This window comes from Nocardioides sp. Iso805N, from assembly GCF_000364605.1.
GTDB lineage: Bacteria > Actinomycetota > Actinomycetes > Propionibacteriales > Nocardioidaceae > Nocardioides.
In genome coordinates this window covers 160155-182521 of the sequence record NZ_KB822576.1, presented here as the reverse complement: position 1 = coordinate 182521, position 22367 = coordinate 160155, and the positions used below count along the sequence as shown (strand labels likewise).

General features: G+C 69.9%; 23 protein-coding genes and 3 tRNA genes. 16 read left to right on the top strand and 10 right to left on the bottom strand.

Annotation, left to right across the window (positions count from 1 at the left end):
* Positions 1–14 precede the first annotated feature (14 nt).
* On the top strand, positions 15–1496 hold the full coding sequence (locus H036_RS0105145) for a glycoside hydrolase family 6 protein (protein ID WP_017933708.1): 1482 nt from the start codon (positions 15–17) through the stop codon (positions 1494–1496).
* Positions 1497–1509: 13 nt separating this feature from the next.
* Here the strand turns inward: H036_RS0105145 and H036_RS0105140 are convergent, their stop codons facing one another.
* Complete coding sequence (locus H036_RS0105140; RefSeq protein WP_017933707.1) at positions 1510–2148, bottom strand: ion channel; 639 nt, start codon at positions 2146–2148, stop codon at positions 1510–1512.
* Between the two features lie 49 nt (positions 2149–2197).
* Here H036_RS0105140 and H036_RS0105135 point away from each other — a divergent pair, with 49 nt between their 5' ends.
* The 4 genes from H036_RS0105135 to H036_RS0105120 all read left to right on the top strand — a co-directional run bounded on the left by H036_RS0105135 (position 2198) and on the right by H036_RS0105120 (position 6449).
* Positions 2198–3169 (top strand): NAD(P)/FAD-dependent oxidoreductase, encoded by a 972-nt coding sequence (locus H036_RS0105135; protein ID WP_017933706.1) that lies wholly within the window; start codon positions 2198–2200, stop codon positions 3167–3169.
* 106 nt (positions 3170–3275) lie between these two features.
* The gene (locus tag H036_RS0105130) at positions 3276–4559 is read left to right on the top strand and encodes a glycosyltransferase family 4 protein (protein ID WP_017933705.1); all 1284 of its coding nucleotides are present in this window, start codon (positions 3276–3278) and stop codon (positions 4557–4559) included.
* The gene (locus H036_RS0105125) at positions 4559–5302 is read left to right on the top strand and encodes a class I SAM-dependent methyltransferase (RefSeq protein WP_017933704.1); all 744 of its coding nucleotides are present in this window, start codon (positions 4559–4561) and stop codon (positions 5300–5302) included. The genes H036_RS0105130 and H036_RS0105125 overlap by 1 nt, the downstream gene beginning before the upstream one ends.
* 7 nt (positions 5303–5309) lie before the next feature.
* Positions 5310–6449, top strand: a complete 1140-nt coding sequence (locus tag H036_RS0105120) for a hypothetical protein (protein ID WP_017933703.1) — start codon at positions 5310–5312, stop codon at positions 6447–6449.
* A 28-nt stretch (positions 6450–6477) separates the two neighbouring features.
* Here H036_RS0105120 and H036_RS0105115 read toward each other — a convergent pair whose 3' ends face one another.
* Entirely contained in the window at positions 6478–7131 is a 654-nt protein-coding gene (locus tag H036_RS0105115; RefSeq protein WP_232421807.1) for a class I SAM-dependent methyltransferase, read from the bottom strand.
* A gap of 322 nt (positions 7132–7453) precedes the next feature.
* Here H036_RS0105115 and H036_RS0105110 point away from each other — a divergent pair.
* The 5 genes from H036_RS0105110 to H036_RS0105085 all read left to right on the top strand — a co-directional run bounded on the left by H036_RS0105110 (position 7454) and on the right by H036_RS0105085 (position 9437).
* A tRNA-Gly gene (locus H036_RS0105110) sits at positions 7454–7526 on the top strand.
* 20 nt (positions 7527–7546) lie between these two features.
* Positions 7547–7620, top strand: a tRNA-Cys gene (locus tag H036_RS0105105).
* A 25-nt stretch (positions 7621–7645) separates the two neighbouring features.
* Positions 7646–7720, top strand: a tRNA-Val gene (locus H036_RS0105100).
* Positions 7721–7904: 184 nt separating this feature from the next.
* Positions 7905–8480 (top strand): 4'-phosphopantetheinyl transferase family protein, encoded by a 576-nt coding sequence (locus tag H036_RS21890; RefSeq protein ID WP_017933700.1) that lies wholly within the window; start codon positions 7905–7907, stop codon positions 8478–8480.
* Between the two features lie 135 nt (positions 8481–8615).
* Positions 8616–9437 (top strand): aminotransferase class IV, encoded by an 822-nt coding sequence (locus H036_RS0105085; protein ID WP_017933699.1) that lies wholly within the window; start codon positions 8616–8618, stop codon positions 9435–9437.
* Positions 9438–9467: 30 nt separating this feature from the next.
* Here H036_RS0105085 and H036_RS0105080 read toward each other — a convergent pair whose 3' ends face one another.
* From H036_RS0105080 to H036_RS0105065, 3 genes are all read right to left on the bottom strand, one after another.
* On the bottom strand, positions 9468–9899 hold the full coding sequence (locus H036_RS0105080) for an SsgA family sporulation/cell division regulator (protein ID WP_157417071.1): 432 nt from the start codon (positions 9897–9899) through the stop codon (positions 9468–9470).
* Positions 9900–10169: 270 nt separating this feature from the next.
* Positions 10170–11051 carry a hypothetical protein gene (locus H036_RS0105075; RefSeq protein WP_017933697.1) on the bottom strand — a complete coding sequence of 294 codons (882 nt, stop codon included), beginning with the start codon at positions 11049–11051 and terminating at the stop codon, positions 10170–10172.
* A gap of 439 nt (positions 11052–11490) precedes the next feature.
* Positions 11491–11748, bottom strand: coding sequence for a MerR family transcriptional regulator (locus H036_RS0105065; protein ID WP_269745915.1), 258 nt, complete (start codon positions 11746–11748; stop codon positions 11491–11493).
* A 140-nt stretch (positions 11749–11888) separates the two neighbouring features.
* Between H036_RS0105065 and H036_RS0105060 the strand changes: the two genes are divergently transcribed.
* A complete protein-coding gene (locus H036_RS0105060) occupies positions 11889–12326 on the top strand; it encodes an Hsp20/alpha crystallin family protein (RefSeq protein ID WP_017933694.1) in 438 nt (145 codons plus the stop codon).
* Between the two features lie 131 nt (positions 12327–12457).
* Here H036_RS0105060 and H036_RS21885 read toward each other — a convergent pair whose 3' ends face one another.
* The 5 genes from H036_RS21885 to H036_RS0105035 all read right to left on the bottom strand — a co-directional run bounded on the left by H036_RS21885 (position 12458) and on the right by H036_RS0105035 (position 17139).
* The gene (locus H036_RS21885; RefSeq protein ID WP_017933693.1) at positions 12458–13300 is read right to left on the bottom strand and encodes a glycosyltransferase family 2 protein; all 843 of its coding nucleotides are present in this window, start codon (positions 13298–13300) and stop codon (positions 12458–12460) included.
* Entirely contained in the window at positions 13297–14298 is a 1002-nt protein-coding gene (locus H036_RS0105050) for a glycosyltransferase (protein WP_017933692.1), read from the bottom strand. The genes H036_RS21885 and H036_RS0105050 overlap by 4 nt, the downstream gene beginning before the upstream one ends.
* Positions 14295–15368 carry a glycosyltransferase gene (locus H036_RS0105045; RefSeq protein ID WP_017933691.1) on the bottom strand — a complete coding sequence of 358 codons (1074 nt, stop codon included), beginning with the start codon at positions 15366–15368 and terminating at the stop codon, positions 14295–14297. Before H036_RS0105045 ends, H036_RS0105050 begins: the two co-directional genes overlap by 4 nt.
* Positions 15365–16432, bottom strand: coding sequence for a glycosyltransferase (locus H036_RS0105040; RefSeq protein WP_026145797.1), 1068 nt, complete (start codon positions 16430–16432; stop codon positions 15365–15367). Before H036_RS0105040 ends, H036_RS0105045 begins: the two co-directional genes overlap by 4 nt.
* A 212-nt stretch (positions 16433–16644) precedes the next feature.
* Positions 16645–17139: a hypothetical protein gene (locus tag H036_RS0105035; protein ID WP_017933689.1), complete on the bottom strand. Its 495-nt coding sequence runs from the start codon at positions 17137–17139 to the stop codon at positions 16645–16647.
* 113 nt (positions 17140–17252) lie between these two features.
* Between H036_RS0105035 and H036_RS0105030 the strand changes: the two genes are divergently transcribed.
* From H036_RS0105030 to H036_RS21875, 5 genes are all read left to right on the top strand, one after another.
* Positions 17253–18113 (top strand): ERCC4 domain-containing protein, encoded by an 861-nt coding sequence (locus H036_RS0105030; protein ID WP_017933688.1) that lies wholly within the window; start codon positions 17253–17255, stop codon positions 18111–18113.
* 105 nt (positions 18114–18218) lie between these two features.
* Complete coding sequence (locus H036_RS21880) at positions 18219–18773, top strand: RNA polymerase sigma factor (protein WP_017933687.1); 555 nt, start codon at positions 18219–18221, stop codon at positions 18771–18773.
* Complete coding sequence (locus H036_RS0105020) at positions 18763–19434, top strand: anti-sigma factor (protein ID WP_017933686.1); 672 nt, start codon at positions 18763–18765, stop codon at positions 19432–19434. Before H036_RS21880 ends, H036_RS0105020 begins: the two co-directional genes overlap by 11 nt.
* Before the next feature lie 82 nt (positions 19435–19516).
* Complete coding sequence (locus H036_RS0105015; RefSeq protein WP_157417069.1) at positions 19517–20104, top strand: hypothetical protein; 588 nt, start codon at positions 19517–19519, stop codon at positions 20102–20104.
* 462 nt (positions 20105–20566) lie between these two features.
* Positions 20567–22312, top strand: a complete 1746-nt coding sequence (locus tag H036_RS21875) for a glycoside hydrolase family 43 protein (protein ID WP_036487489.1) — start codon at positions 20567–20569, stop codon at positions 22310–22312.
* Positions 22313–22367 lie beyond the last annotated feature (55 nt).

The following is a 22367-nucleotide window of genomic DNA, read 5'->3' as shown; positions in this document are numbered from 1 at the left end:
GTACTCTCGCGGCGATGCCTGCTCCCGACCACCGGCTCTCGCGCCCGCGCCCGCCGCGCCGACTTCTCGCGGTCGTGGGGGCTGCGCTCGCCCTTGTCGCCGTCGTCGTTGCAGCGCTCGCCCTGCACGGCGGGAGCACGCCGTCCAGCGCCGAGCGAGGCGACGAGGGCACCACGGCGCCCTCGTCGCCACCGGCTGCCAGTCCGAGCCCCACTCCGGCGCCCAAAGCCCTGAAGCGGACCACCAAGCCGCGGATCGAGGGCACCGCGATGGCGGGCCAGACGGTGCATGCGACGGTTCCGGGGCACTGGCGACCGAAGCGCGTCGCGCTCAGCTACCGGTGGCTCGCCGACGGGCGGCCGATCGCCGGTGCGACCAAGGCGAGGCTGACGGTGCCGGACAGGCTCGCCGGCGCGAAGCTCGCGGTCCAGGTCACCGGCACCCTGACCGGCTACGTCACCGCCAGCGAGCACAGCCACAGCGTCGCGGTCGAGCGGGACGACCCGCTGATCGGCGGTCGGTGGGCTGTGTACAAGGGGCCGTGGAACGGCATCTACCCTTCCTACGAGCACGCCAGCGGCAACGACCGTGCGCTGTTGGGCAGGATCGCGCTGCAGCCGCGCGCGATCTGGTTCGCCGCCAACCTGAGCACCAGCCGGATCGGCGACGACATCCGGCAGTTCATCGCCGACCAGCAGCAGGGCGACCCGGATGCCCTGGTGCAGCTGGCCGTCTTCCGGCAGTGGCCGCGGGAGGAGTCCGGCCGCGGGACACCGCTGAGCAGGGCGGAGCAGGCCGACTACCGGGCCTGGACCGACCGGGTCGCCGACGCGATCGGCGATGCGCGGGTCGCGATGATCCTGGAGCCCGACCTGGGGCTCGACGCCGTACCGAACGACCCGCACGACAAGCGCACCGCCGACCCGGCCGTGCGCCTCGGCCTGGTCCGTTATGCGGCGCACCGGTTCGCTCAGCTGCCGCGCACCACCGTCTACCTCGACGCCTCCGACAGCGATTGGCTATCGGTCGAGAAGGAGGTACCGCTGCTGACCGCTGCTGGCATCGACGACGTCCGCGGCTTCGCGCTCGGGGCGACGCACTACTCGAGCGTGGCCGAGAACATCGACTACGGCACCGAGCTGACCAAGGCACTCGCCGCGGCCGGCCATCCGGACAAGCACTTCGTCATCGACACGGCCGACAACGGCAAGCCGTTCACCTGGCAGCAGTACTACGCCAAGCACCCGCACGGTGACTTCGACAACGCCGAGCCGTGCGCCTCCGCCGGCGATTCGCAGTGCGACACCCTCGGCATCCCGCCGACCACCAACGTCAACGACGAACGCCTCGACCTGACCGCCACCCAGGCGGCTCGGGCGGAGAGGTACGTCGACGGCTACCTGTGGTTCGGCCGCCCCTGGCTGGTCCGCCAGGCCTCGCCGTTCTCCCTGTCGCGCTCGCTCCAGGTCGCGCGTACGACGCCGTTCGCCGACTGAACCAGGCGGCTCGTCACCGCCGGCGGATCGCCAGCCCGACCATCCGAGCGACCACGAGCGCCACGTAGAACACCCCGGCGACCTGTTCCATCATCACCACCGAGCGGGCGTGCGGGAGCACCGGTGCGAAGTCGGCGAGCCCGGTCGAGGTCAGCGTGGTGAACGAGAGGAAGAGCAGGTCGAACCACGGCTGGTGGTCGCCGAACGACCCCGGCCAGAGCACCTGCACGGCGGCGTACAGATAGGCGAAGCCCCACGCCACCACGGTGAACGCGGCGCCGGTCGCGAACAGCTCGTCGCCGCTGACGTCCTCGTCGTGGAAGAGGTAGCGGATCATGGCGTACGAAACGAAGCCGTAGAACGGCACGTGCAGCGCGGCCGAGAGCAAGACCACCCAATCGGTGTTCGGCGCGAGCGACTCCCACAGCGCCATCACCATCGTCGGTACGCCGAGGCTGACGGCCGCCCAGGTCTCCGCGGGCGAGAGCCGCACCGCGCTGACGGCCGAGAGGACCACCAGGACCTGCAGCACCCCGAGGATCGCGCGGCCGGCGGTGGAGCCGTCGAGGAACGGGTAGGCCAGGACGGCCGTGAGCTGAGCGGCGAGCAGGGTGGCGGACGGGTGACGTCGGACGGTGCGGATCGATAACACGTGCCGAGCCTATTGAGCCCGGAAGCAGGTCGGGAGCAGGATCAGCGGGGTGAGCGACCGTCTTGAGACCGACCTCGTCATCGTGGGAGCTGGCCCGACCGGCCTGTTCGCCACCTACTACGCCGGCTTCCGCGGGATCCGAGTGGCGGTGGTCGACTCGCTGCCGGAGCTCGGCGGCCAGATCACCGCGATGTATCCGGAGAAGCAGATCCTCGACGTGGCCGGCTTCCCCAGCGTCAAGGGCCGCGACCTGGTCGAGGGGCTGGTCGAGCAGGCCAACTCCGCCGAGCCGACCTATCTCCTCGACCGCGCCGCCATGCAGCTCGAGATCCGCGAGGACGGACTCAGCCTGACCCTGGCCGACGACACGGTGGTCGACGCCAAGGCCCTGCTCATCACCGCCGGCATCGGAACCTTCCACCCGAGGCCGCTCCCGGCGGGCGAGGGCTGGGTCGGCAGGGGAGTGGAGTTCTTCGTGCCGTCCTTCGCGCCGTACGCCGGGAAGGACGTGGTGATTGTCGGCGGTGGTGACTCGGCGTTCGACTGGGCCCTGCACCTGGAGCCCCTCGCCGCCAGCGTCACGCTGGTGCATCGGCGCGACGCGTTCCGGGCACACGAGCGCACGGTCGCGCAGGTGCGGGCCAGCAGGGTGCGGCTCGTGACCAACGCCGAGGTGGTCGAGCTGCGCGGTACGACGACGGTCGAGGAGGCCGAGCTGAAGGTCGACGGCGAGACCCAGGTGATCGCCGCACAGGCCGTGGTGGCGGCGCTCGGCTTCGTGGCCGACCTCGGCCCGCTGCAGACCTGGGGGCTGGAGACGAGCAGACGGCACGTGGTGGTCGACCAGGCGATGCGGACCAACCAGCCGCGGGTCTTCGCCGCCGGTGACATCACCGACTACCCGGGCAAGGTGCGACTGGTCGCCGTCGGTTTCGGTGAGGCAGCGACCGCTATCAACAACCTCGCTCCGGTCATCGATCCGGGCGCGCACGTCTTTCCCGGACACTCGAGTGAGGGCTGAGGCCCGGCGCGCCGAGTACTGGAACGTGATCTAGTCTTGCCTACGTTACTGGCGGGTCACATCGGGTGCCGCCGTCATCAGCTTCACCTTCGAAGGGTCGTGACGCATGCGGGTAGCCCTGCTGTCCTACCGAAGCAAGCCACACGTGGGCGGACAGGGCATCTACATCCGACGACTCAGCCGCGCGCTGGTCGCGCTGGGCCACACCGTGGAGGTCTTCTCCGGCCAGCCCTATCCCGAGCTCGACGAGGGTGTCACGCTCACCAAGGTGCCGAGCCTGGACCTCTACCGGCCCGGTGAGGAGTTCCGGAACCCGGGCCTGCGCGAGTTCCGCGATCTGATCGACGTCCGGGAGTGGCTGACCATGCGCAGCGGCGCATTCCCCGAGCCGCTCACCTTCAGCAAGCGCGTCATCAAGCTCCTCGAGGCTCGCCGCGACGACTTCGACGTCGTCCTCGACAACCAGACGCTGGCGACGCCGCTGCTGGAGATCGAGAAGCACGGCCTTCCGCTCGCCGCCGTCATCCACCATCCGATCACGATGGACCGGGCGATCGAGCTCGATGTCGCGCCGTGGTTCCGACGCAAGGCAGGGTCGAGGTTCCACCTCGAGCTGCCCAAGATCGGGGTGTGGCGCTGGTATGCGTTCCTGCGTCAGCAGAAGTTGACCGCGCCGCGGGTCAGGCACGTGATCGTGCCCTCGGAGTCGTCCGCGCGTGACGTGGTCCGTGAGTTCGCGGTGGACCCGGAGCGGATCACCACGGTCCTGCTCGGTGTCGACGAGCGGTTCCGGCCCTCGGGTGCGCCCCGAGTCCCGGGACGCATCCTCGCGATGGCCAGCGCCGACGCTCCGCTCAAGGGCATCCACATCCTGCTGGAGGCGTTCGCCAAGCTGCTCACCGAGCGTGAGCTCGAGCTGGTCCTGGTGTCCAAGCCGAAGCCGGGCGGTCTCACCGAGAGGCTGATCGACAGGCTGGGCATCGGGGAGCGGGTCACCTTCGCCAGCGGGCTCAGCGACGATGAGCTGGTCGCGCTGATGGGCTCGGCCGAGCTGGCGTGCGTGCCCTCGCTCTATGAGGGCTTCTCGCTTCCGACCGCCGAGCTGATGGCCTGCGAGACCCCGTTGGTCGTCTCGCGCGCCGGCGCCATCCCCGAGGTCGTCGGGCCCGATGGCCTGTGCGCCGACGTCGTCGAGCCCGGCGATGTGGGGGCGCTGACGAGGGCCATCGGCGCCCTGCTCGACGATCCCGAGCGGCGAGCCCGCATGGGCACCGCCGGTCGGCTGCGGGTCAAGGAGCTCTTCAGCTGGACCGCCGTCGCGACCAAGACCGCCGACGTACTTGCACGCGTGATCGATGACTACCGCACCTCAACGACGGAGGAGAACTGATGCTGACCGTTGACTTCGACCGGCTCGGACTGCGGCCGGGCGACCGCGTTCTCGACATGGGCGCCGGCGCCGGGCGGCACAGCTTCGAGATGTACCGGCGTGGCGCGGACGTGATCGCCTTCGACATGGACGCCGAGGAGCTGGAGAACGTCCGCAACCTCTTCGCCGCGATGAAGGACGCCGGTGAGGTGCCCGCGGGCGCCGAGGCCGACGTCAAGCAGGGCGATGCGCTCTCGCTGCCCTTCGCCGACGGCGAGTTCGACCGGATCGTCGCGGCCGAGGTGCTCGAGCACATCTGGCAGGACGTGGACGCGATCAAGGAGCTGGTGCGGGTCCTTCGCCCGGGCGGCACGCTGGCCATCTCGGTGCCGCGCTGGCTGCCCGAGGTGATCAACTGGCGGCTCTCCGCCGACTATCACAACGCCCCGGGCGGCCACATCCGGATCTACACCGCCGAGGAGCTGATCGACAAGGTCACCAAGGCCGGCCGGCCGAACGACGGCACGCCGGGCGATGCGATGGTCTTCGACGGCAAGGGCTATGCCCACGGACTGCACGCGCCCTACTGGTGGATCAAGTGCGCCGTCGGCGTCAACAACGACCAGCACCCGCTGGCGAAGGCCTACCACAAGCTGCTGGTGTGGGAGATCGTCAAGCAGCCGAAGGCCCTGCACTGGGCCGGCAAGGTGCTCGACCCGACCATCGGCAAGTCGATCGTCCTCTACTTCCACAAGCCGGAGTGACCTCGGCATGACGCCGAGCAACGTCCCGCCCGTCCCGCCCATCCCGCCCATCCCGTACGTCGAGGGCGTCCTGAGCGCCGACCAGGTGCGCGCCACCGCCGCGACCCTGGTCGCCATGCAGGAGCCGTCCGGGGCGATCCCGTGGGCGCCAGGGGAGCACGTCGACATCTGGAACCACGTCGAGGCCGCGATGGCGATGCTGGTCGGCGGTGAGGTGGCGGCCGCCGAGCACGCGTTGCTGTGGGTGCCCACCCTGCAGCGGTCCGACGGCTCCTGGCCGATGAAGATCGTCGGCGGCGAGATCGAGGATCCCCGCGGCGAGGTGAACATGTCGGCCTACTTCGCGGTCGGGCTCTGGCATCACTGGCTGATCCGTCGTGACCGCGGCTTCGTGGAGGAGCTGTGGCCCAGTGTCCGCTCGGGCCTGGACTGGGTGGTCGGGCTGCAGCAGGGGTGGGGCGGCATCCGGTGGACGCCGGTGGACGACTTCTGCCTGCTCACCGGGTGCTCCTCGATCTATCACGCGCTGCGAGCCGGCGTGGCGCTGGCCGACCTGCTCGACGACCCGCAGCCCGAGTGGGAGCTGGCCGGTGGGCGGCTCGGACACGCGCTGCGCGCGCACCGGGACCTGTTCGCGGACAAGTCGACGTACTCGATGGACTGGTACTACCCGGTGCTGGGCGGTGCGGTCCGCGGCGAGGCGGCGCATGCGCTGCTGGCGAGCCGCTGGCGGGACTTCGTAGTACCGGGCCTGGGGATCCGCTGCGTCGACACCAACCCCTGGGTGACGGGCGCGGAGACCTGCGAGCTGGTGATGGCGCTGGATGCTGTCGGCCAGCCTGAGCGTGGTCGGCAGCTGCTGGCCGACATGCAGCACCTGCGGCACGAGAGCGGCGCCTACTGGACCGGCTGGGTCTACGGCGATCCGGACTACGACAACGACAACCCCGACGTGTACTGGCCGCACGAGCAGACCACTTACACCGCCGCCGCGGTGCTGCTAGCGGTGGACGCGTTGGGGGAGCGGTACGGCGCTGCGACCGCCGGCTCCGGCATCATGCGCGGCTCCTCCCTCGCCCCCGACTTCGCCGAGATCGGGTTGGAGTGCGGCTGCGGCAGCGTCGAGTCACCGTTCTCCTCGCGCTGACGGCGCCGATTCCGCCCGGGGTGCCGTCTCACACCCGGCGCAGCACCCGCATCGACCCGAGGGCCTCGATCTCCTCGAAGCGACCGCTCGCCAGCGCCGGCAGGTAGATCAGCTCGTACGGCGGGCGCCCGCCCTCGGCGGGATCGGGAAACACGTCGTGGATCACCAGCAGGCCGCCCGGCATGACGTGCGGGGTCCAGCCCTCGTAGTCGTCCCGCGCGGGCTGCTCGCCGTGGCCGCCGTCGATGAACAGCAGGCTGAGCGGGGTTGTCCACCAGCGGCTGACCGCGCGGGAGCGACCGACCACGGCGATGACCTGTTCCTCGAGCCCGGCCGCCCGGACCGTACGCCGGAAGACCGGCAGCGTGTCCATCAGCCCGATCTCCTCGTCGACCAGGGAGCCGTCGTGGTGCTCCCAGCCGGCCTGGTTCTCCTCGGAGCCGCGGTGGTGGTCGACCGTGAAGACGACCGCTTCACCACCGGCTCGCTGCGCGGCGGCGCCGAGGTAGACCGCCGACTTCCCGCAGTAGGTGCCGACCTCGAGGGCGGGGCCGTGCGAGAGCCGTTCGACGGCGTACCGGAAGAGCAGATCGCCCTCGTCGGGCGGCATGAATCCCTTGGCGGCCCGTGCGTGAGCGAGCAGATCGGCAGGCATCGTGGCGGATGGCTGGGGCGCTGTCACCGGCCGAGGCTAGCGCGCCGGGAGCTGCCCCCGGGCTGGACACGCGTCCGGGGGCAGCTCCGACTTTGACTCACCCTGTTGTGGGGACAAGGGCCATGCGAAAGGTAGCGCTGAGGTGACCGCTGTCTCACGGAATCGGCAAACCCGGGCGTGGCTGGCTAGACAGGTAAGGCGCAGAAGCGGCCCGGAAACACGCGCATGACGAGTGAATGACACGCGAGTGACCCCCGATTTGGCACCGCATGGTGACTCGGCTAATGTTCTCGACGTCGCCGAGGCGAGGGGCTGGACCGCAAGGGAAAGCACCGAACCGAGGGGATGTGCGGACGTAGCTCAGTTGGTAGAGCGCAACCTTGCCAAGGTTGAGGTCGCGAGTTCGAGCCTCGTCGTCCGCTCTGAGGTGCACAGCCTCCGCGGTGGGTTGGCCGAGAGGCGAGGCAACGGACTGCAAATCCGTGTACACGGGTTCAAATCCCGTACCCACCTCCAACCCGCTAGAATTTCATAAAGACCCGGACGATTGGCGCAGCGGTAGCGCGCTTCCTTGACACGGAAGAGGTCACTGGTTCAAACCCAGTATCGTCCACCACCATGCAGATCGGCCCCGCAGTTGCGGGGCCGATCTGCATTTCATTCCTTCCTCACCAGCGGCAGGAAGATCGCCTCGTAGTACTCGCTCATCCGCAGCACCGCGCCAAGGCCGCACGGTCCGGGACGGAGGCCCGACTCGTCCCGGACGGAGCCATGACTCGACATCTGAGAGACTGCCAGCCGTGAGCGAGCCAGTCGTCCAGGTGCGCGGTGTCGCCGACGTGCCGGGGGACCTCCGGCTCCTGACAAGCGCCGAGGCCCGACGCCACGAGCGCCTCGTCCGGACGGCCGATCGCGAGGCCTACCTGGCGGCCCATGTCCTGGTCCGGCTGGTCGCGTCAGAGCTCGCCGGTGTGGCTCCCGAGCGGTTGGTGCTGGCGCAGCAGTGTCCGAGCTGCGGCGGTGCGGACCACGGCCGACCCAGCATCGCGGGGCTGCCGGATGTGCATGTCAGCCTCAGCCATGCCCGCGGGGTCGTCGCGGCCGTCGCGGCCGGGGGTGCCTGCGGGATCGACGTCGAGCCCTACCGCGGCGACGGCGTACCTGCCGGGACGCTGACAGCCCGCGAGCAGTCCTGGATTGCGCGCCAGCCCGACCCCGGCGCCGCCTTCACCAGGTTGTGGACGCGCAAGGAGGCGTGGGTCAAGGCCACCGGGGAGGGGCTGGACCGGGCGGTCGACATGGACGTGCTCGAGGCCGACTGGCTCACCGGCGAACTGCTCACCGATGGGTACGCCGCGGCCTGGGTGGTGCTCTGAGTCTCGACCCTCGCGCTCTGGTGGGGACAGGTGACCCGGCTACGCGCGGAGCCCAGGTAGTCCTGGACGAAGTGGTCCCCTGATTGGCCGGTGACCCAGCCATTCCGTCCGGGACTATCCCGCTAGGGTCGGTCCATGCGCGCCTGGATCGACGGAAAGCTCCTCGACGACCCCACCGCCCCGGCCGTCAGCGTCTTCGACCATGGCCTGACGGTGGGCGACGCCGTGTTCGAGGCGATCAAGGTGGTCGACGGGCAGGCGTTCGCCCTGACCCGGCACCTTGAGCGGCTGCAGCGCTCTGCCGCCGGGCTGGGCATCGGTCCGGTCGACGACGCTGCGCTGCGCGAGGGCGTTCGCGCCGTACTGGACAGCGAACCGATCGGGTTGGGCCGCATCCGGATCACCGTCACCGGTGGCCCCGCGCCGCTCGGCTCGGGTCGTGGCGACGCCGCGCCGACCGTCATCGTCGCTGTCAGCGAGGTGCCGGCGTTCGCCGAGACCACGCGCGTGATCACCGTGCCCTGGCCGCGCAACGAGCGAGGAGCGCTGGCCGGCCTGAAGACCACGTCGTACGCCGAGAACGTGGTGGCACTGGCCGAGGCTCACCGGCAGGGCGCCAGCGAGGCGGTCTTCGCCAACACGCGGGGTCACCTGTGCGAGGGCACCGGGACGAACGTCTTCTACGTCGTCGACGGCGAGCTCCGCACCCCGACGCTCGCCAGCGGCTGCCTGGCCGGCGTCACACGAGCGCTGATCCTGGAGTGGTACGGCGGGGTCGAGGTCAACGAGCCGATCGAGGTCGTCGCGGAGCAGGCCAGCGAGGTCTTCCTCGCCTCCACGCTGCGCGATGCGCAGGCCGTGCTCGGCTGGGACGGGAAAGACCTCCCGTACGGACCGATCACGCGGGCGGTACGGGAGGTCTGGCGAAGCAAGGAGTCGGAGCTTCTCGGGGGTTGACGACGCTGACAGGCGCCGCCGACGCGTTGGCTACTCGACGGATCGGAGCAGGTCCGCGATGAGGCTGTCCAGGTCGAGGTGATCGCTCTCGGTGCCGATCGGAACGGCCGCGAAGGTCCGCGAGAGGAACGTCTGGAGCTCGTGCGTGGAGGCCTGGGCGACCAGCCGGCCGTCGGGGGAGGAGAAGTCGAGCACCGCGACCGCACGGGCGTCGTCGTCGATGCTCGGGTAGACCTTGACGTCACCCTCGCCGGCCGGGGCTGCCAGACCACGCAGCAGCAGCGTCCGAGCGAGGACCCAGTCGACGTCGCCGGCGCTGGAGTGGAACGTCATCGTGACCGCATAGGGGTCGTGCGAGCAGAAGCCCAGGGTGGTCGGCACGTCGACGTTGCGGCCCCACGGGTCGACGCAGGCCAGGGTGATGTCCTGGAAGAGCACCGGAGTGGTTGGCTGCTGAGTCATCGTTCTCGCTCCTTGTCGCTGGTAACGAACTTGAGACGGTCTGTGCCGTCCCCCATGACGCCGGTTTCGGGAAAGTGACTCTGGTCGTGGATCGGACCATCCCGAAGACCGTCTCCACAGGTATCAACGCGCGTGAGCGTCCAGGGGTACGCCGGGACGGTCCTGGTTGCATAGACCAGATGGGCGCGAAGGGGTCGCCTGAGCCTCGCTGTGGTCAGCGCAGCACCGTGGATGAGCAACGTTCGCCCAGGTCAGGGGCGAGATCAGCACTCAGCGACGCGCGTGGCGCCCGGCCGTGCGGGCGCCATCTCCCGTGCCGCGATCGCAACGATGGCGCTGGCCGGTGCCGGCGTGGTGACCGGGCGCGGCGTCGTACCGGGGTCGCGGTGCTCTGGACCGGTCCGTGCTGCCATGCGTGGGCGAGGGCCACGAACCGAACCGCGTGCGGGCGGCGTAGGCGTTCGAGGCGTAGCCGGAGTAGTAGCCGGAGTAGTGCCCCGGATACGCGGTCGGGTAGGTCGCGGCATGCGCCACCGAGGGATGGCCGCCGCCGTAGCCGTTCCCGTAGCCGTCACCGGACCCGGCGCTACCGGATCCGCCCGTCCCCGTGCCGCTACCCGTGCCGTTGCCCGTGCCACTACCCGTGCCACCCGTCCCCGTACCTGTCGGCGGGGTGGGTGCCGTCACCGGCGGCGTCGTCACAGGAGCCACGGGCGGGTTCTTGGTGTGCGGGTTCTTGGTATGCGGGTTCTTGGTATGCGGGTGCTTCGAGGGAGGCTTCTGGGTGGGGCTTGTGTGCGCCTGCTGATGCTTCGCCGTCGTGCTGGCGGCGGTGGTGGTGGTGCCGCCGGCGTGCGCCTGGGTCGCCACCGCCTCGACGACCGCCGAGCTCGCGCTTGCGGAGGAGACCGTCGCGACCGACGGCTCGCTCGGCTCGCTGACGTCCTCCTTCACGGCATGCGCGAGGGACGACCCTGCGACGACGAGCTGTGCCGGGAGGAGCTCAGCGCCCGCGATGAGGTGCCAGCCGGGTCGGGGCAGGTGCGGAACCGGATGGGTGGGGCTGTAGTTCAGCGGGATGTGGAAGGCGACCACGCAGGCCAGAGCGACGGCGATGAACGCCGCCAGAGATGCCCTGTGGTTCGTGGTCATTGGACCGCCCAGTTGTGGTGTAACGCGATTTACATTGTGCAGCACAGCGGACGCGACCGGAAGGCAAAGGGCTCCCGATCTGCAGCAAGGCGGTGGTCGCTCCCAGCACCACCGCCGTCACGCTGGTCGGCAAGGTGCCCCGCAGATACGTCGGGCTCCTCGACGTACCCGGTGACCGTGGCTCTGGACCAGGAGGACCTCGACCTCCTGACAGGGGCCGCGATCGACGTCGTCCTCGGCTCGTCCACGCACGTCCTCAGCGTGCCGACGTCGGCGGTTGCGATGGTGCGGTGGAGGTGTACGCCGACGGCGAGGTCAGCCGTGTCCGCGTCACCACCGGCCTGGTGGCTCGGACCCGTACGGCTGTGGCAGCGGGACTCAAGGTCCGCCAGAAGGTCGCCCTGGCCGATGCTTCGATGGCGTGCCACGTGTCGCACCGTCAGCCTGGCGTATCCGGTCGGCCGCGACGGCGAAGCCGTGCCTCGAGGATCTCGATCCGCTCCTCGAGGGCCATGACACGGGCGATGCCGACGAGGTTGAGGCCCTCGGCGAGGAGTTCGCGGACGCGGTGCAGCCGGTCGATGTCGTCGGGGCTGTAGAGCCGCGAGCCGCCGGGGGAGCGGTCGGGTGCGACCAGCCCCCGGCGCTCGTAGACGCGCAGGTTCTGGATCTCCATGGAGACCATCTCCGCAGCCACTGAGATGGCGAACACCCCACGACGACGTGCATCAAGCCTCTCTTGACCGCGGTTCACTCCTCGACTATATAAAACCTATAACCGTCAATACAGATCCGGGGGCTCCGAACCTCGGCCCTCACGAACCAGGAGGACATGTGATGCTGATCCGTACGACCGACCCGTTCCGTGACCTCGACCGCGTGGCTCAGCAGGTCTTCGGTACGACCAACCGCCCCGCGGTCATGCCGATGGACGCATGGCGAGAGGGCGACCGCTTCGTCATCGAGTTCGACCTGCCCGGCGTGGCCCGTGACAGCATCGACCTCGACGTCGAGCGCAACGTGCTCACGGTCCGCGCGGAGCGCGTGGCTCGCAACGGCGACTGGGAGTCGCTGGCGGCCGAGCGCCCCCGCGGTGCGTTCAGCCGCCAGCTCGTGCTCGGCGACAACCTCGACTTGGATCGCATCGAGGCCGGGTACGCCGACGGCGTTCTGCGGCTGGTGGTGCCGGTCGCCGAGCGGGCGAAGCCCCGCAAGATCGAGATCACGCACGACCCCGAGAGCCGCACGGAGTCTCCGACGGCCATCACCGCCTGATCTGCGAGAGGCGACGAAGCCTCGGGACGTCCGCCCTCACGCAGCGAGCGGGGTCCCGAGGCTTCGTGCCGTTCTCCGTCCTACGCGTCCCGGGCGCGCGCCGGTTGCGGATTTCCTTCGCGACGTGCGTTCTAGGGGGCCGCGTGCGGCGAGGTCGACCGGGTCTCCGTGCGGACCCAGTCGCCTTCGCGGCACTCGATGAGGCCGCCGCGGGCGAACGCGTCCAACCAGCCCTGCATGGGCCACCGGCCCCAGCGGGAGCGGAAGAGGCGTCCGTTGCGGAGGATGTCGTCGAGGTGCTGGTAGGGCGGGTCGGCGGTGGAATGGTACTGGTGATAGGCCCGTGGCGTCCCGGCCCAGCCCAGCCTCAGGCCGCGAGCCAGAGCCGTGTGCCCGAAGTCGGTGTCCTCGCCGCCGTACCCCACGTAGCCCTCGCAGAAGCCGCCCGCCTGCGTCCAAGCGCGGCGATGGAGCCCGAAGGACAGCGACCAGAAGAGGTCGGGTGAAGCGTCTAGGACCACCTCGCCTGGCTCCGGTGCCGGCCGCGCCGCATGGGGCGCGTCGTAGGCATCGAGGTCGATGAGGCGATAGCCGCGTGGCTCGGCTGGCAGGTAGGTCACCGGACCCGACCACACCGCGGTCGGGTGGGTCGAGGCGACCTCCGCATACCCGTCGACCAGGTCGTGCCCGGCCAGGCAGTCCACGTCGAGCATGATGACGATCTCCGCGCCCGAGTCGAGGGCACGCTCGGCGCCGGCGTTGCGCGCGGCCGCGAGGGGAAGGCCACGCGGATCCGCCGGGAGGTGTACGACGTCGGGCCGCAGGCCGGAGCTGAGGCCGTCTGCGATCCTCGGGTCGTCCATCGCGACCACCACGTAGATCTCCGGGACGAGCGAGCCGGCGAGCAGCGAGTGCTGCTGGGCGAGGAGGTGCTGGTGGCGCCCATGGGCGATGGTGACGACCGCGGTGCTCATGGGCTCGGGTCCGGGAAGCGAGCGGCGAGCTCCTCCACGATCGCGGCGAACCTGCTCGCGGCCAGCCCGTCGCACCAGCTCGCCCAGGCCTCGCCGTCGAGGGCAGCGGTGGTGTGCAGGAGCGAGGCCCAGTCCTGCAGCGGCCACTCCGCTCGGACGGAGACAGGCCACGGACCTTGCTCGAGGGCCGCCGCCGTCCGTAGCTGCTCGTCGTGCGGGCGCCGGGCCGGGATGACGATCGCGGGACGCCGAGCGGCCGCCACCTCGGCCACCGCGTTCTGGCCGGCCTGCGTGATCACGACGTCCGCGTGCCGCAAGCTCTCGGACGGGTCCGCGTGCCATTGCCGAACATGCCGACCCATGATCGTCCAGTCCCAGCCTGCGGACCGGGTCCGCGCCTGGTCGATCATCACCTCGTCGATGTCGCTGCCTCCCGTGCCGAGCAGCACGCTCACCCGTGGGGGACCGGGACGGCGAGGCTCAGGTCGAACGACAGAGAACCGCGAGAGTCCACCCACGAGCCGAAGTCGGCCGGCCACGGCGGGGGAGCTTTCGAACAGGCCGCGAGCCTGGACCGGCCAGCAGCCGACCACGCTGGTTGCGACGTCGTACCCGAGCAGGTGGGCGGGATCGGAGCGGACACCGGGCATCGCGACGACCAGGACCGGGATGCCGTGCAACCGGGCAAGCAGGCACACCTCCACCGACACGTCGCAGACCAGCAGCGTGGGTCGCGCCGACCCGAGCCATGCGGAGATCTGCGCCATTCGCGTCGTCAGCCCCCTCTGGTGCAGCGGCGCCCAGTGCAGCCGCCCACCCGCATCGGGTTCTCGCGCCGGATCGCCGTCATCGCGTTCCAGCTGCACCCACTCGCCGGTCCAGTCTTCGGGGCGCGGCAGGGAGGAGAGGACCGTCGCCGGCAGATCGAGGACGCGCTGCACCGCTCGGGCACGGTGGAGGTGGCCGGCACCCTGGTGATGGACGTACCAGCCGATCACGCAGCGCCCCGGAGTCTCACCGTGCGATAGAAGTCCTCGTACTCGTCCACCATCCGGCTCAGGCCGTGATGCCGGCATGCCCACGCCCGGACCTCGTTGCGGCTCAGCGCCGCGGCCTCGAGAACAGCACGTGCCAACCCCGGTACGTCGCCGGGCTCCGCCAGCCGTCCCGCGGTCTTCCCGACCACTTCGCTCATCGCGCCGCGTCGGATCGCCGCGACAGGAGTGCCGCACGACATCGCCTCGGCTGCGACCAGTCCGTACGGCTCGTCCCAGGCCGGCGTGACGATGGCGACCCGCGCGCGGCCCACCACCGTGGCCAGCTCGCGCTGGCTCAGATGCCCGAGAAGGCGTACGTCGCCACCCAGCCGCGGCTCGATGTGGTCGGCGAAGTACGCGTGGTCGAAGACCGGACCAGCCAGCTCGATGGCCAGACCGGCCGCCCGGGCAGCGTCGATCGCGAGGTGCGGCGCCTTCTCGGGCACGATCCGCCCCGACCAGACGGCCCCGCCACCTCCGGGGCCCGGTGCCCACAGGTCGGTGTCCACGCCGTTGGCGATCGTGCGCGATGAGACGACGTGCCGCCAGGCCCGGCCGACATGGTCGCTGACAGCGACGAATCGGCTGTGGGACGGAGCGAAGCGGAGTGCCGACTCCAGCCACGCCACCGGCGGCGTGTGCAACGTGGTCACCATCGGCACCGGCACCGCGGCGGCCATCGCGATCGGAAGGTGATGCAGGCTGTTGTTGTGGATGATGTCGAACGTGCTCGGCGCCTCGCGGGAGAGGTCCAGCAGCAGCGCGAGGTAGGCGTGGTGGTCCTCCATCCAGCCGTCGGAGGAGACAGCGACGTCGGCACGCGCCTGCGTGCTGGCGGCGAAGCTCGCGACCTCGAGAGTGCGCGCCCCCAGGCTCGGATCGGTGCCCGCCGCGGCGTACAAGGTGATGTCGTGCCCGCGTCGGATGAGTTCGCGCGCCAGTGCGTGGGTGTGGGCCTCCATCCCGCCTGCGAAGGGCTCGCAGATCGGGAACCTGCTGGAGGCGATCAGGCAGATGCGCAGCGGCGTCATGTCCGCACTCCGCCCAACGCTTCGTGGTAGATCCGGCGGTGCGCTTCAGCGAGCCAGGCGCGCTGCCGGCGACGCTCGCCGACCGGTGTGGGCCCCGGGGCGCCGACCTCGTAGGCGTGCCGCAGAGCGCGATCGAGTGAGGTCGGATCGTAGGAGTCCTCGGTGTGGTGGAAGATCGCCGTCGCGCCCTGATCGGCGTAGTAGCCGCAGTCGGGGGCGACGACGGCGGTCCCGAGGTCGAGACATGCCTCCAACCACCCTGAGTGCGTGCCGAAGCGGTAGGGCAGCACCGATACGTCCAGGGACTCCAGGTAGTCCCACAGCTCGGTGTCGGACATGAAGTCATGCACCCTCAGGTCGAGATCACCACGCGCGGCGGCCGCGTGCAGGTAGTCGGCCAGTGCCGGATCGCGCCGCGGGCCTTCGTCGTCCAGTACGTCGCGGTGGCCGTTGACCTGCAAGACCGCATGTGGAAGTGCCCGTACGGTGGCGATCAGCTGAGGCAGCAGACGCAAGGGAGCCATGCTCGCACGCAGGCTCTTGACGTGCAGGCCGATGCGGAAGGGCTCCTGATTCGGACTGGCGAGGGCGCGTCGCCTCGTCCGGTCCAAGGGCACCACGTGGGGGTGGGGCAGGACGACGGCATCGCGGTCCCAGCGCCGCCGGATCTCGGCGGCGGCGCCCGCGGTCAAGGTGATCACCGTGTCCGCTGCGGGCACCAGCACGTCCAGCTGGGCGTCGTGCAGCCTGCGATCCTGGTGGTGCGGATTGCGTAGATCGTGCACGGTGTAGATCAGGGGCTTGTGCCGTGCGGCCAGCTCCGCGGCCAACTCGCGCAGCGCGTGCGGGTCCCACGCATCGAAGCCGAACTGGACGTGGAACACGTCGAAGTCATGCGAGGTCGCCCACCCCTTCTGAAGCATCACCGGCGGCCACCACGTCTGCTCGGTGGAGCGTCCGGGACTCGACGGGTCCGGATCGGCGAGGCGGCGTACGCCGTCATCGTCCTCGGCGGCAACATGTCGTACGTACACGTGGGAGGCAGGGACGGATGCAACCGTCACCCGCCGAAGCCGGGGAGAGGATTCGTCGACCACGGATACCAGTACCCTGCGACCGATGGACTAGCCGGCGACGACGCTGCCGACGTACGGGTTGCGAGTGGCAGTACGGAGTCGACTGATGCCCGCAGCTCCGGCTGCCGAGCTCCGGCCGCCGAGCTTGTCGAGGCGCCTCGACAAGCTCGGCGGACGTCGGCGGACGTCGGCGGACGTTGTCAGGCTGCGGTCGGCTGAGCGGGGAGCGACCGTTCGCGCAGGGCGGTGGCGGTGCGTGCGTAGGCGGCCTGCATGGCATCGGAGTCGACGACACTGAGCGCGTAGGCGCCGAGGTTGAGCGGATGATGGGTCTCGAGCTCGATGGTGCGGCCCATGAAGTCCTTGAGGCTCTCGACCCCGAGCTCGGCGAGGCGCTCGGAGAGGATGTCGATGACGTCGTCGTCGGTCTTGATCTGACGGACGGCTGCCTGGACGGCGTGGACGGCCTCGGCCTCGGTGATGAGGTGGTCGGCGGCGAGGGCGTGCACGATCGGCAGCGCATCCCACAGGCGGTACGGCAGGCCGTTGCCGTGGTCCCGCCGTTCCCAGAGCTGGGTCTTCGCGGGAGCGGTGGTGAGGAGGTCGCCGAGGAGCCCGAGCGCGGTCGAGACCTGGGCTGAACCGGGTGCGGGTGATCCGAGGGGGTCGGCGGCGATGTTGTCGAGCTCGTCCATGGGGGAGGTCCTTCCGGCGTCCGGGGCATCGTGGCGAGACGATGTACCCACAGGGGTGCGTCTTGACGCCGGTTCCGACGAGTTGCCGCGAAGGTGGCGGGTACCGTCGTGGCGTGGTCGAGACGGGTCCTGTGTTGGTCGACTACCGCGAACGGGGCAGTGCGATTCCCCACGCGCTCGTGGCTGCCGGCCTCGACGTCCGACTGACTGATCTCCCGGTCGGGGACTACGTGCTGGGTCCTGGGCTGGCGGTTGAGCGCAAGGGCCCGCATGATCTGGGCGCCTCGATCCGGGATGGGCGGATCTTCGATCAGGCCGTGCGGTTGCAGTCGGCGTTCCCTCAGGCGGTGCTGATGGTCGAGGGCGAGCCTCGGGGGATAGCCGAGGATGCCTGGCGTGGAGCGGTCTGTCGATTGGTGGAGGACGGGTTCACCGTGTTGCACAGCCTGGACGCGGAGGACAGCGCTGCGTGGATCGTCCGACTCGCCAAGCGGGCGCGTCGCGTCGCGCCGACCGTCCGCAGCGAGGGCCCGCGCCGGGCTCCACGCCATCCGTCGGCACAAGCCGAGGTGATGCTCTCCGTCGTGCCGGGCATCAGCCCGACGATGGCCCGCAGCCTGCTCGCCGCCTATGGCAGTGTGGCGGCGATCGCAGCGGCCGCTCCCGCCGGTCTGCTTCGCCATCCCGGCATCGGACCGGTGCGAGCTGCTCGCCTGGCCGAGGCGCTCAGCGGTGGGTATGTCGATGCGGTCGACCGCGAGCCGGAACCGGGGCGGCCCGCGCGGGCAGAGCGTCCGCCCCGGCGCTGGATCGTCGCCGGGCCTGACCGCAGCGCGGAGCCTGAGTCGTTCGACCGTCGCGCGGTCGCGCTGCGCGCCGTACGCTCGGCCGGCGACGGCGCCCAGTTGATCGACGGGCTGACAGGGGAGATCATCGGCGTGAGTTCCCACCCCGATGCTCTCGGTCCTTGGTGAGGGTGGTCGCAGGGCATCGGTGACCTCCGTGCCAGTACGTCGGAGACTTCGGACGGATGCGACCAGCTCGGCAACCGATTCTGCTGTTCGCACCGAAGAAGAGGTGTGGACACCGACCAGGCGCTCGGCATGCGGCTCGCACGCCGTGAGTCGTCTGCCCTGGACGACGTCTACACGGTCTACGGGCCGGCGCTGTTGACCTACCTCCGCCGGTTCGTGGGGGTGGACGACGCCGAGGACGTGCTGCAGCGGACCTTCCTCGATGTCTGGCGCAGCGCTGGACGCTACGACCCGCAGCAGCGCCTCAGCAGCTGGCTGTTCACCATCGCCCACCACCGGGCGGTCGACACGGTACGACGCCGGCACGACCACGTCGTGGATGTTGACACGATCCGCGACCTGGTCGGCGAGGACGGGCGAGAGACCGCAGCCAGGTATGCCGACGCGGCCGAGGTCCGTGCCGCGCTCGCACGGCTGCCTGAACACGAGAGGAAGGTGCTCGAGCTGGCGTACTTCGCCGACCTGACGCAGCGCGAGATCGCAAGCCGCCTCGATGTTCCCCTCGGGACGATCAAGTCCCGCGCCTCGAGAGGAACCCGTCACCTCGCCGACCTGATCGGTGCCGAGCATGCCGGAAGGAGTCAGTCCGATGGTCTCTGATGAGGGCCACCCGGACCTGTTCGGTCTGCTCACCGGGGAGGTCGACAACGTCGAGATCCTTGCTGCCGGTGACCACCTCGGCGGCTGCCGGGCGTGCCAGGACGAGCTGAGACAGACCGTGGTGGGACATGCGTTGCTGCGCCGCAGCTCGCGGGTCCTGGCAACCGGCGCGCCGGAGCCGACCCTGCGGCCGATGGCACTGCCGCACCCACGCCGACCCTGGACGGTGCTCCTGGTTGCGGGCGCTGCTCTGATCGGGCTGGTGCTGGGCGGCGTGGTGACGGCTGCGGTCACCGAGCACTCGACATCGTCCCGGCCGTCGTCGCAGCCGTTGGCCGTTGCTCGACTCGCGCCTGTTGAGCGCGGCAACCCCGCGGTGTCCGGCACGGTGAAGATGTACGGCGAGGCAGGCGGCCGCACGCTGATGCGGATCCGCACCACCGACCTGCCGGCGATCCGCGGCGGTCACTTCTACTACGCGTGGCTACTCGATCCGACAACCCAGAAGATGCTGCCGTTGGGTCAGGTCGGGCCCCACGGAAGCTCGTTCAACGTCACCGACGCGACCGTTGCCGCCTACAGCGCAGTCGATATCAGCCTGGAGTCCGACGATGGCGATCCCGGGCACTCGGCGACATCGGTGCTGCGCGGACGTTACTAGCGCCACATGCATCCGGAGCACGGCTGAGACGCGAAGTAACGAGTGAGGGCCGGAATCGCCGGCCGATCTCGGAGGGATTCTCATGAAACGAGTTCTTGCAGCGGTGGCGGTCAGCTTGATCGCCGTCACCGGTCTTGTCGCCACCTCCACGACGCCGGCAGCCGCGCACGGCGCCCACGCCCACGCCCACGCCCACTGGGGTCAGCAGTCCCGGGTGGGCTACACCCAGGTGGTTGTCGCCCCGCCCGTCTACGCCCTGGTCGCCTCCGCAGGAATCACGCCGGCTCCTGTCGGCGGCGCAACCGCGTTCCCCTACAAGGGGACTCTCGCAGCCCGGTTCCCGATCACCGGTTACCGGTTCTCTGCTCTGCAGATCCGGCATTCCGGAGGCATCAGCCTGACGGCTGGGCCGGCGACGATCTCGTTGTCCGACTTCACCATCGACCTCAGCCGGCTCCGCGTCAGTGGCGTCGTGGCGGGCACCGTTGGGAACGTCGGTCGTGTCGACCTGTTCAAGATCCGACGCTCCGACCGTCCGGACCTCGGCCTGGTGCGCCTGACGCTGACCAGCACGGCCGCCGGTGCACTCAACGCGACCTTCGGTGTGAGCGCCTTCGCGGAGAACGGCACCTTCGGGTACGCCACGCCACGGCCTTTCGGGCGGCTGTGACGCCGTACTCGGACAATCATGACCTGAACATCGGGAGCCGCGACCGTCATCGACGGTCGCGGCTCCCAGCGGCGATGAGCCACGTCGCGCCCGCTGATCTCGTCGAATCGCTTGACGCGGTAGGAGACGGTGCGGCGGAGCTCGGCGCCGACTCGCCCGGCCGCACCAAACCGTGTCGGGACCTTGGTCCTTGATACTGTCCCGCGTGGCGGCACCGACGGGCCGCGGTCGCTTGCGCTTCCGGGTACAAGCAGGCCGTAGTCCACCGCGGCGCACCGACGTTTCGACGGTGCCGGCACTGCGGGGCCGTTCGCGAGGGCCCTAACAGGGCCAGCGCACCCGACCGTCCATCAGCTCGGCACGCCCCGAGCCCGCAACAGCTCGAGATACGTGACCAGCTCTCATTCGCACGCCCGTTTACGCCGCCTCTGCACCGCAAGCCTCATCTGCCTCACCGTCTTGGTGACCACCTTCGTGATCCTCACCAGCGTCGAGAGCCGACCTGCCGACGCAGGGACGAACCCGACCGTGGTCTCTGTCTCCGTCGACGGCGCTACCGTCGCCGCAGCGAACGGGGGAACGAGCACGATCAGCGTGTGCCCGCAGGCAACGAGCATCGACGTACAGTTCCGTAACCGGGCCACCGGCGAAGCGCTCAGCCACAGCCCCTACGCGCTCGACTGGTACTCCCGCGGCGTCAAGGCCGGCCACATCGTCGCAGCCACCGCGAACGACGGCCGGGTGTCTCGCACCCTGACGCGCCCGGTCAGCGCGATCGAGGTCAGCGGCGAGGGCTACTCGCACTCGTTCAACCTCACCTACCGGGCCTGCAAGGTCTGGGTCTCGGGAGTGACCGTCTCTGCGCCGTACGGCGTCTCGGGGGACCACCGAGCTCACGTCCGCGTCACCGGCACCTTGTACGCCGAGCACGACAACGGCACCCGAGGCACCTATCCGCAAGGACAGGTCACGGTTCTCGAGGGAGGAGCATCGATCCCGGCCGCGACCCTGCGTGCCAACGCCGCCGGCGCCTTCTCCGGGGTGATCGCCGTCCCGGCTACGGCACCGTTGACCTTCACCCCGGCTAGCACGCCGACCCGCACGGTCCGGCCGGCCTCCCACGGAGTGAGCTGGGTCCTCGCCCCGACGACGACCGCGCCGGTCCGGGTGCCCACTTGGATGGCTCGAAAGCAGATCCGGTACAGCACGAGCCGGTCGTTCTCCCCAGCCATCACGAACTACCAGGGCGGGTTCGCCGACCCGACCGTGATGCGGGTCGGCAACACCTACTATGCCGCCTCCACCACCCAGTCGAACCTCAACCTGCCGTTGATGACCAGCACGGACCTCAAGCGGTGGCGTCCCAGAGCCGCGTTGCCGAACTACTTCGACTACTCCAGTTGGCGCAGCTACAACGAGGCTCTGACGAAGGCACCTTCGTGGGCTGCGAGCTTCTCCAGGCGAGAGAACGTGGAGCGGATCTCGCAGTGGGCCCCGTCGCTGGCACGCGTGCACAAGCACACGTACGTCGCCGCGTTCTCCGCGGCCACCCGGACCACCTCTGGTGATCGGCGGGACTCCTGCATCGGGCTGGCCGTCTCCTCCGACCCCGCCGGACCGTACCGCGCACGTAGCAAGCCACTGCTGTGCGACCCGTCCACGCCGTTCGGGGTGATCGACCCCGACGTGTTCGTCGACCCACAAACCCACCACGCCTACCTGGTGTGGGCCGCCGAGGGGATCCCTCACCAACGGCGCGCACAGCTCGCCATCAGGCGCCTAAACCGTGCCGGCACCGGATGGGCGAGGGGCAGCCACCGGCACAATCTGCTCAGCTTCACCCAGAAATGGGAAGGCGTCATCATGGAGAACCCGTCGATGATTCGCTACCAGGGCACGCTGTACCTGTTCTACTCCGCCAACCGCTACCAGACCGGGCACTACGCCACCGGGTACGCCATCTGCGCCTCCCTCGCGGGCCCATGCACCAAGCCGCGCAAGGGCCCGCTCCTGGCCTCCCGAGGCAAGATCTCCGGCCCCGGAGGCGCAGACGCCTTCGTCGACACGCACGGCCGCCTACGGCTCGCCTACGCGGCATGGAAGCGCGGACACACAGGCGATGACGCCGTCGGTCGGCGCCTCCATATCGCGACGCTGGACCGCAACCGGCACACCAAGCACCTGGGCGTCCACCGCATGACGCAATAGCCGCCTTCTGCGGCCGGCGCACGGCGTGCTGCAATCCGGCCCCTCGATGCCCGCA

Excerpts from the sequence above, each read along its gene's own strand:
- H036_RS0105145 (WP_017933708.1), top strand. The coding sequence starts at position 15 with ATGCCTGCTCCCGACCACCGGCTCTCGCGCCCGCGCCCGCCGCGCCGA.
- H036_RS0105130 (WP_017933705.1), top strand. The coding sequence starts at position 3,276 with ATGCGGGTAGCCCTGCTGTCCTACCGAAGCAAGCCACACGTGGGCGGA.
- H036_RS0105125 (WP_017933704.1), top strand. The coding sequence starts at position 4,559 with ATGCTGACCGTTGACTTCGACCGGCTCGGACTGCGGCCGGGCGACCGC.
- H036_RS0105120 (WP_017933703.1), top strand. The coding sequence starts at position 5,310 with ATGACGCCGAGCAACGTCCCGCCCGTCCCGCCCATCCCGCCCATCCCG.
- H036_RS0105085 (WP_017933699.1), top strand. The coding sequence starts at position 8,616 with ATGCGCGCCTGGATCGACGGAAAGCTCCTCGACGACCCCACCGCCCCG.
- H036_RS0105080 (WP_157417071.1), bottom strand. The coding sequence starts at position 9,899 with ATGACTCAGCAGCCAACCACTCCGGTGCTCTTCCAGGACATCACCCTG.
- H036_RS0105075 (WP_017933697.1), bottom strand. The coding sequence starts at position 11,051 with ATGACCACGAACCACAGGGCATCTCTGGCGGCGTTCATCGCCGTCGCT.
- H036_RS0105060 (WP_017933694.1), top strand. The coding sequence starts at position 11,889 with ATGCTGATCCGTACGACCGACCCGTTCCGTGACCTCGACCGCGTGGCT.
- H036_RS21885 (WP_017933693.1), bottom strand. The coding sequence starts at position 13,300 with ATGAGCACCGCGGTCGTCACCATCGCCCATGGGCGCCACCAGCACCTC.
- H036_RS0105045 (WP_017933691.1), bottom strand. The coding sequence starts at position 15,368 with ATGACGCCGCTGCGCATCTGCCTGATCGCCTCCAGCAGGTTCCCGATC.
- H036_RS0105035 (WP_017933689.1), bottom strand. The coding sequence starts at position 17,139 with ATGGACGAGCTCGACAACATCGCCGCCGACCCCCTCGGATCACCCGCA.
- H036_RS0105020 (WP_017933686.1), top strand. The coding sequence starts at position 18,763 with ATGGTCTCTGATGAGGGCCACCCGGACCTGTTCGGTCTGCTCACCGGG.
- H036_RS0105015 (WP_157417069.1), top strand. The coding sequence starts at position 19,517 with ATGAAACGAGTTCTTGCAGCGGTGGCGGTCAGCTTGATCGCCGTCACC.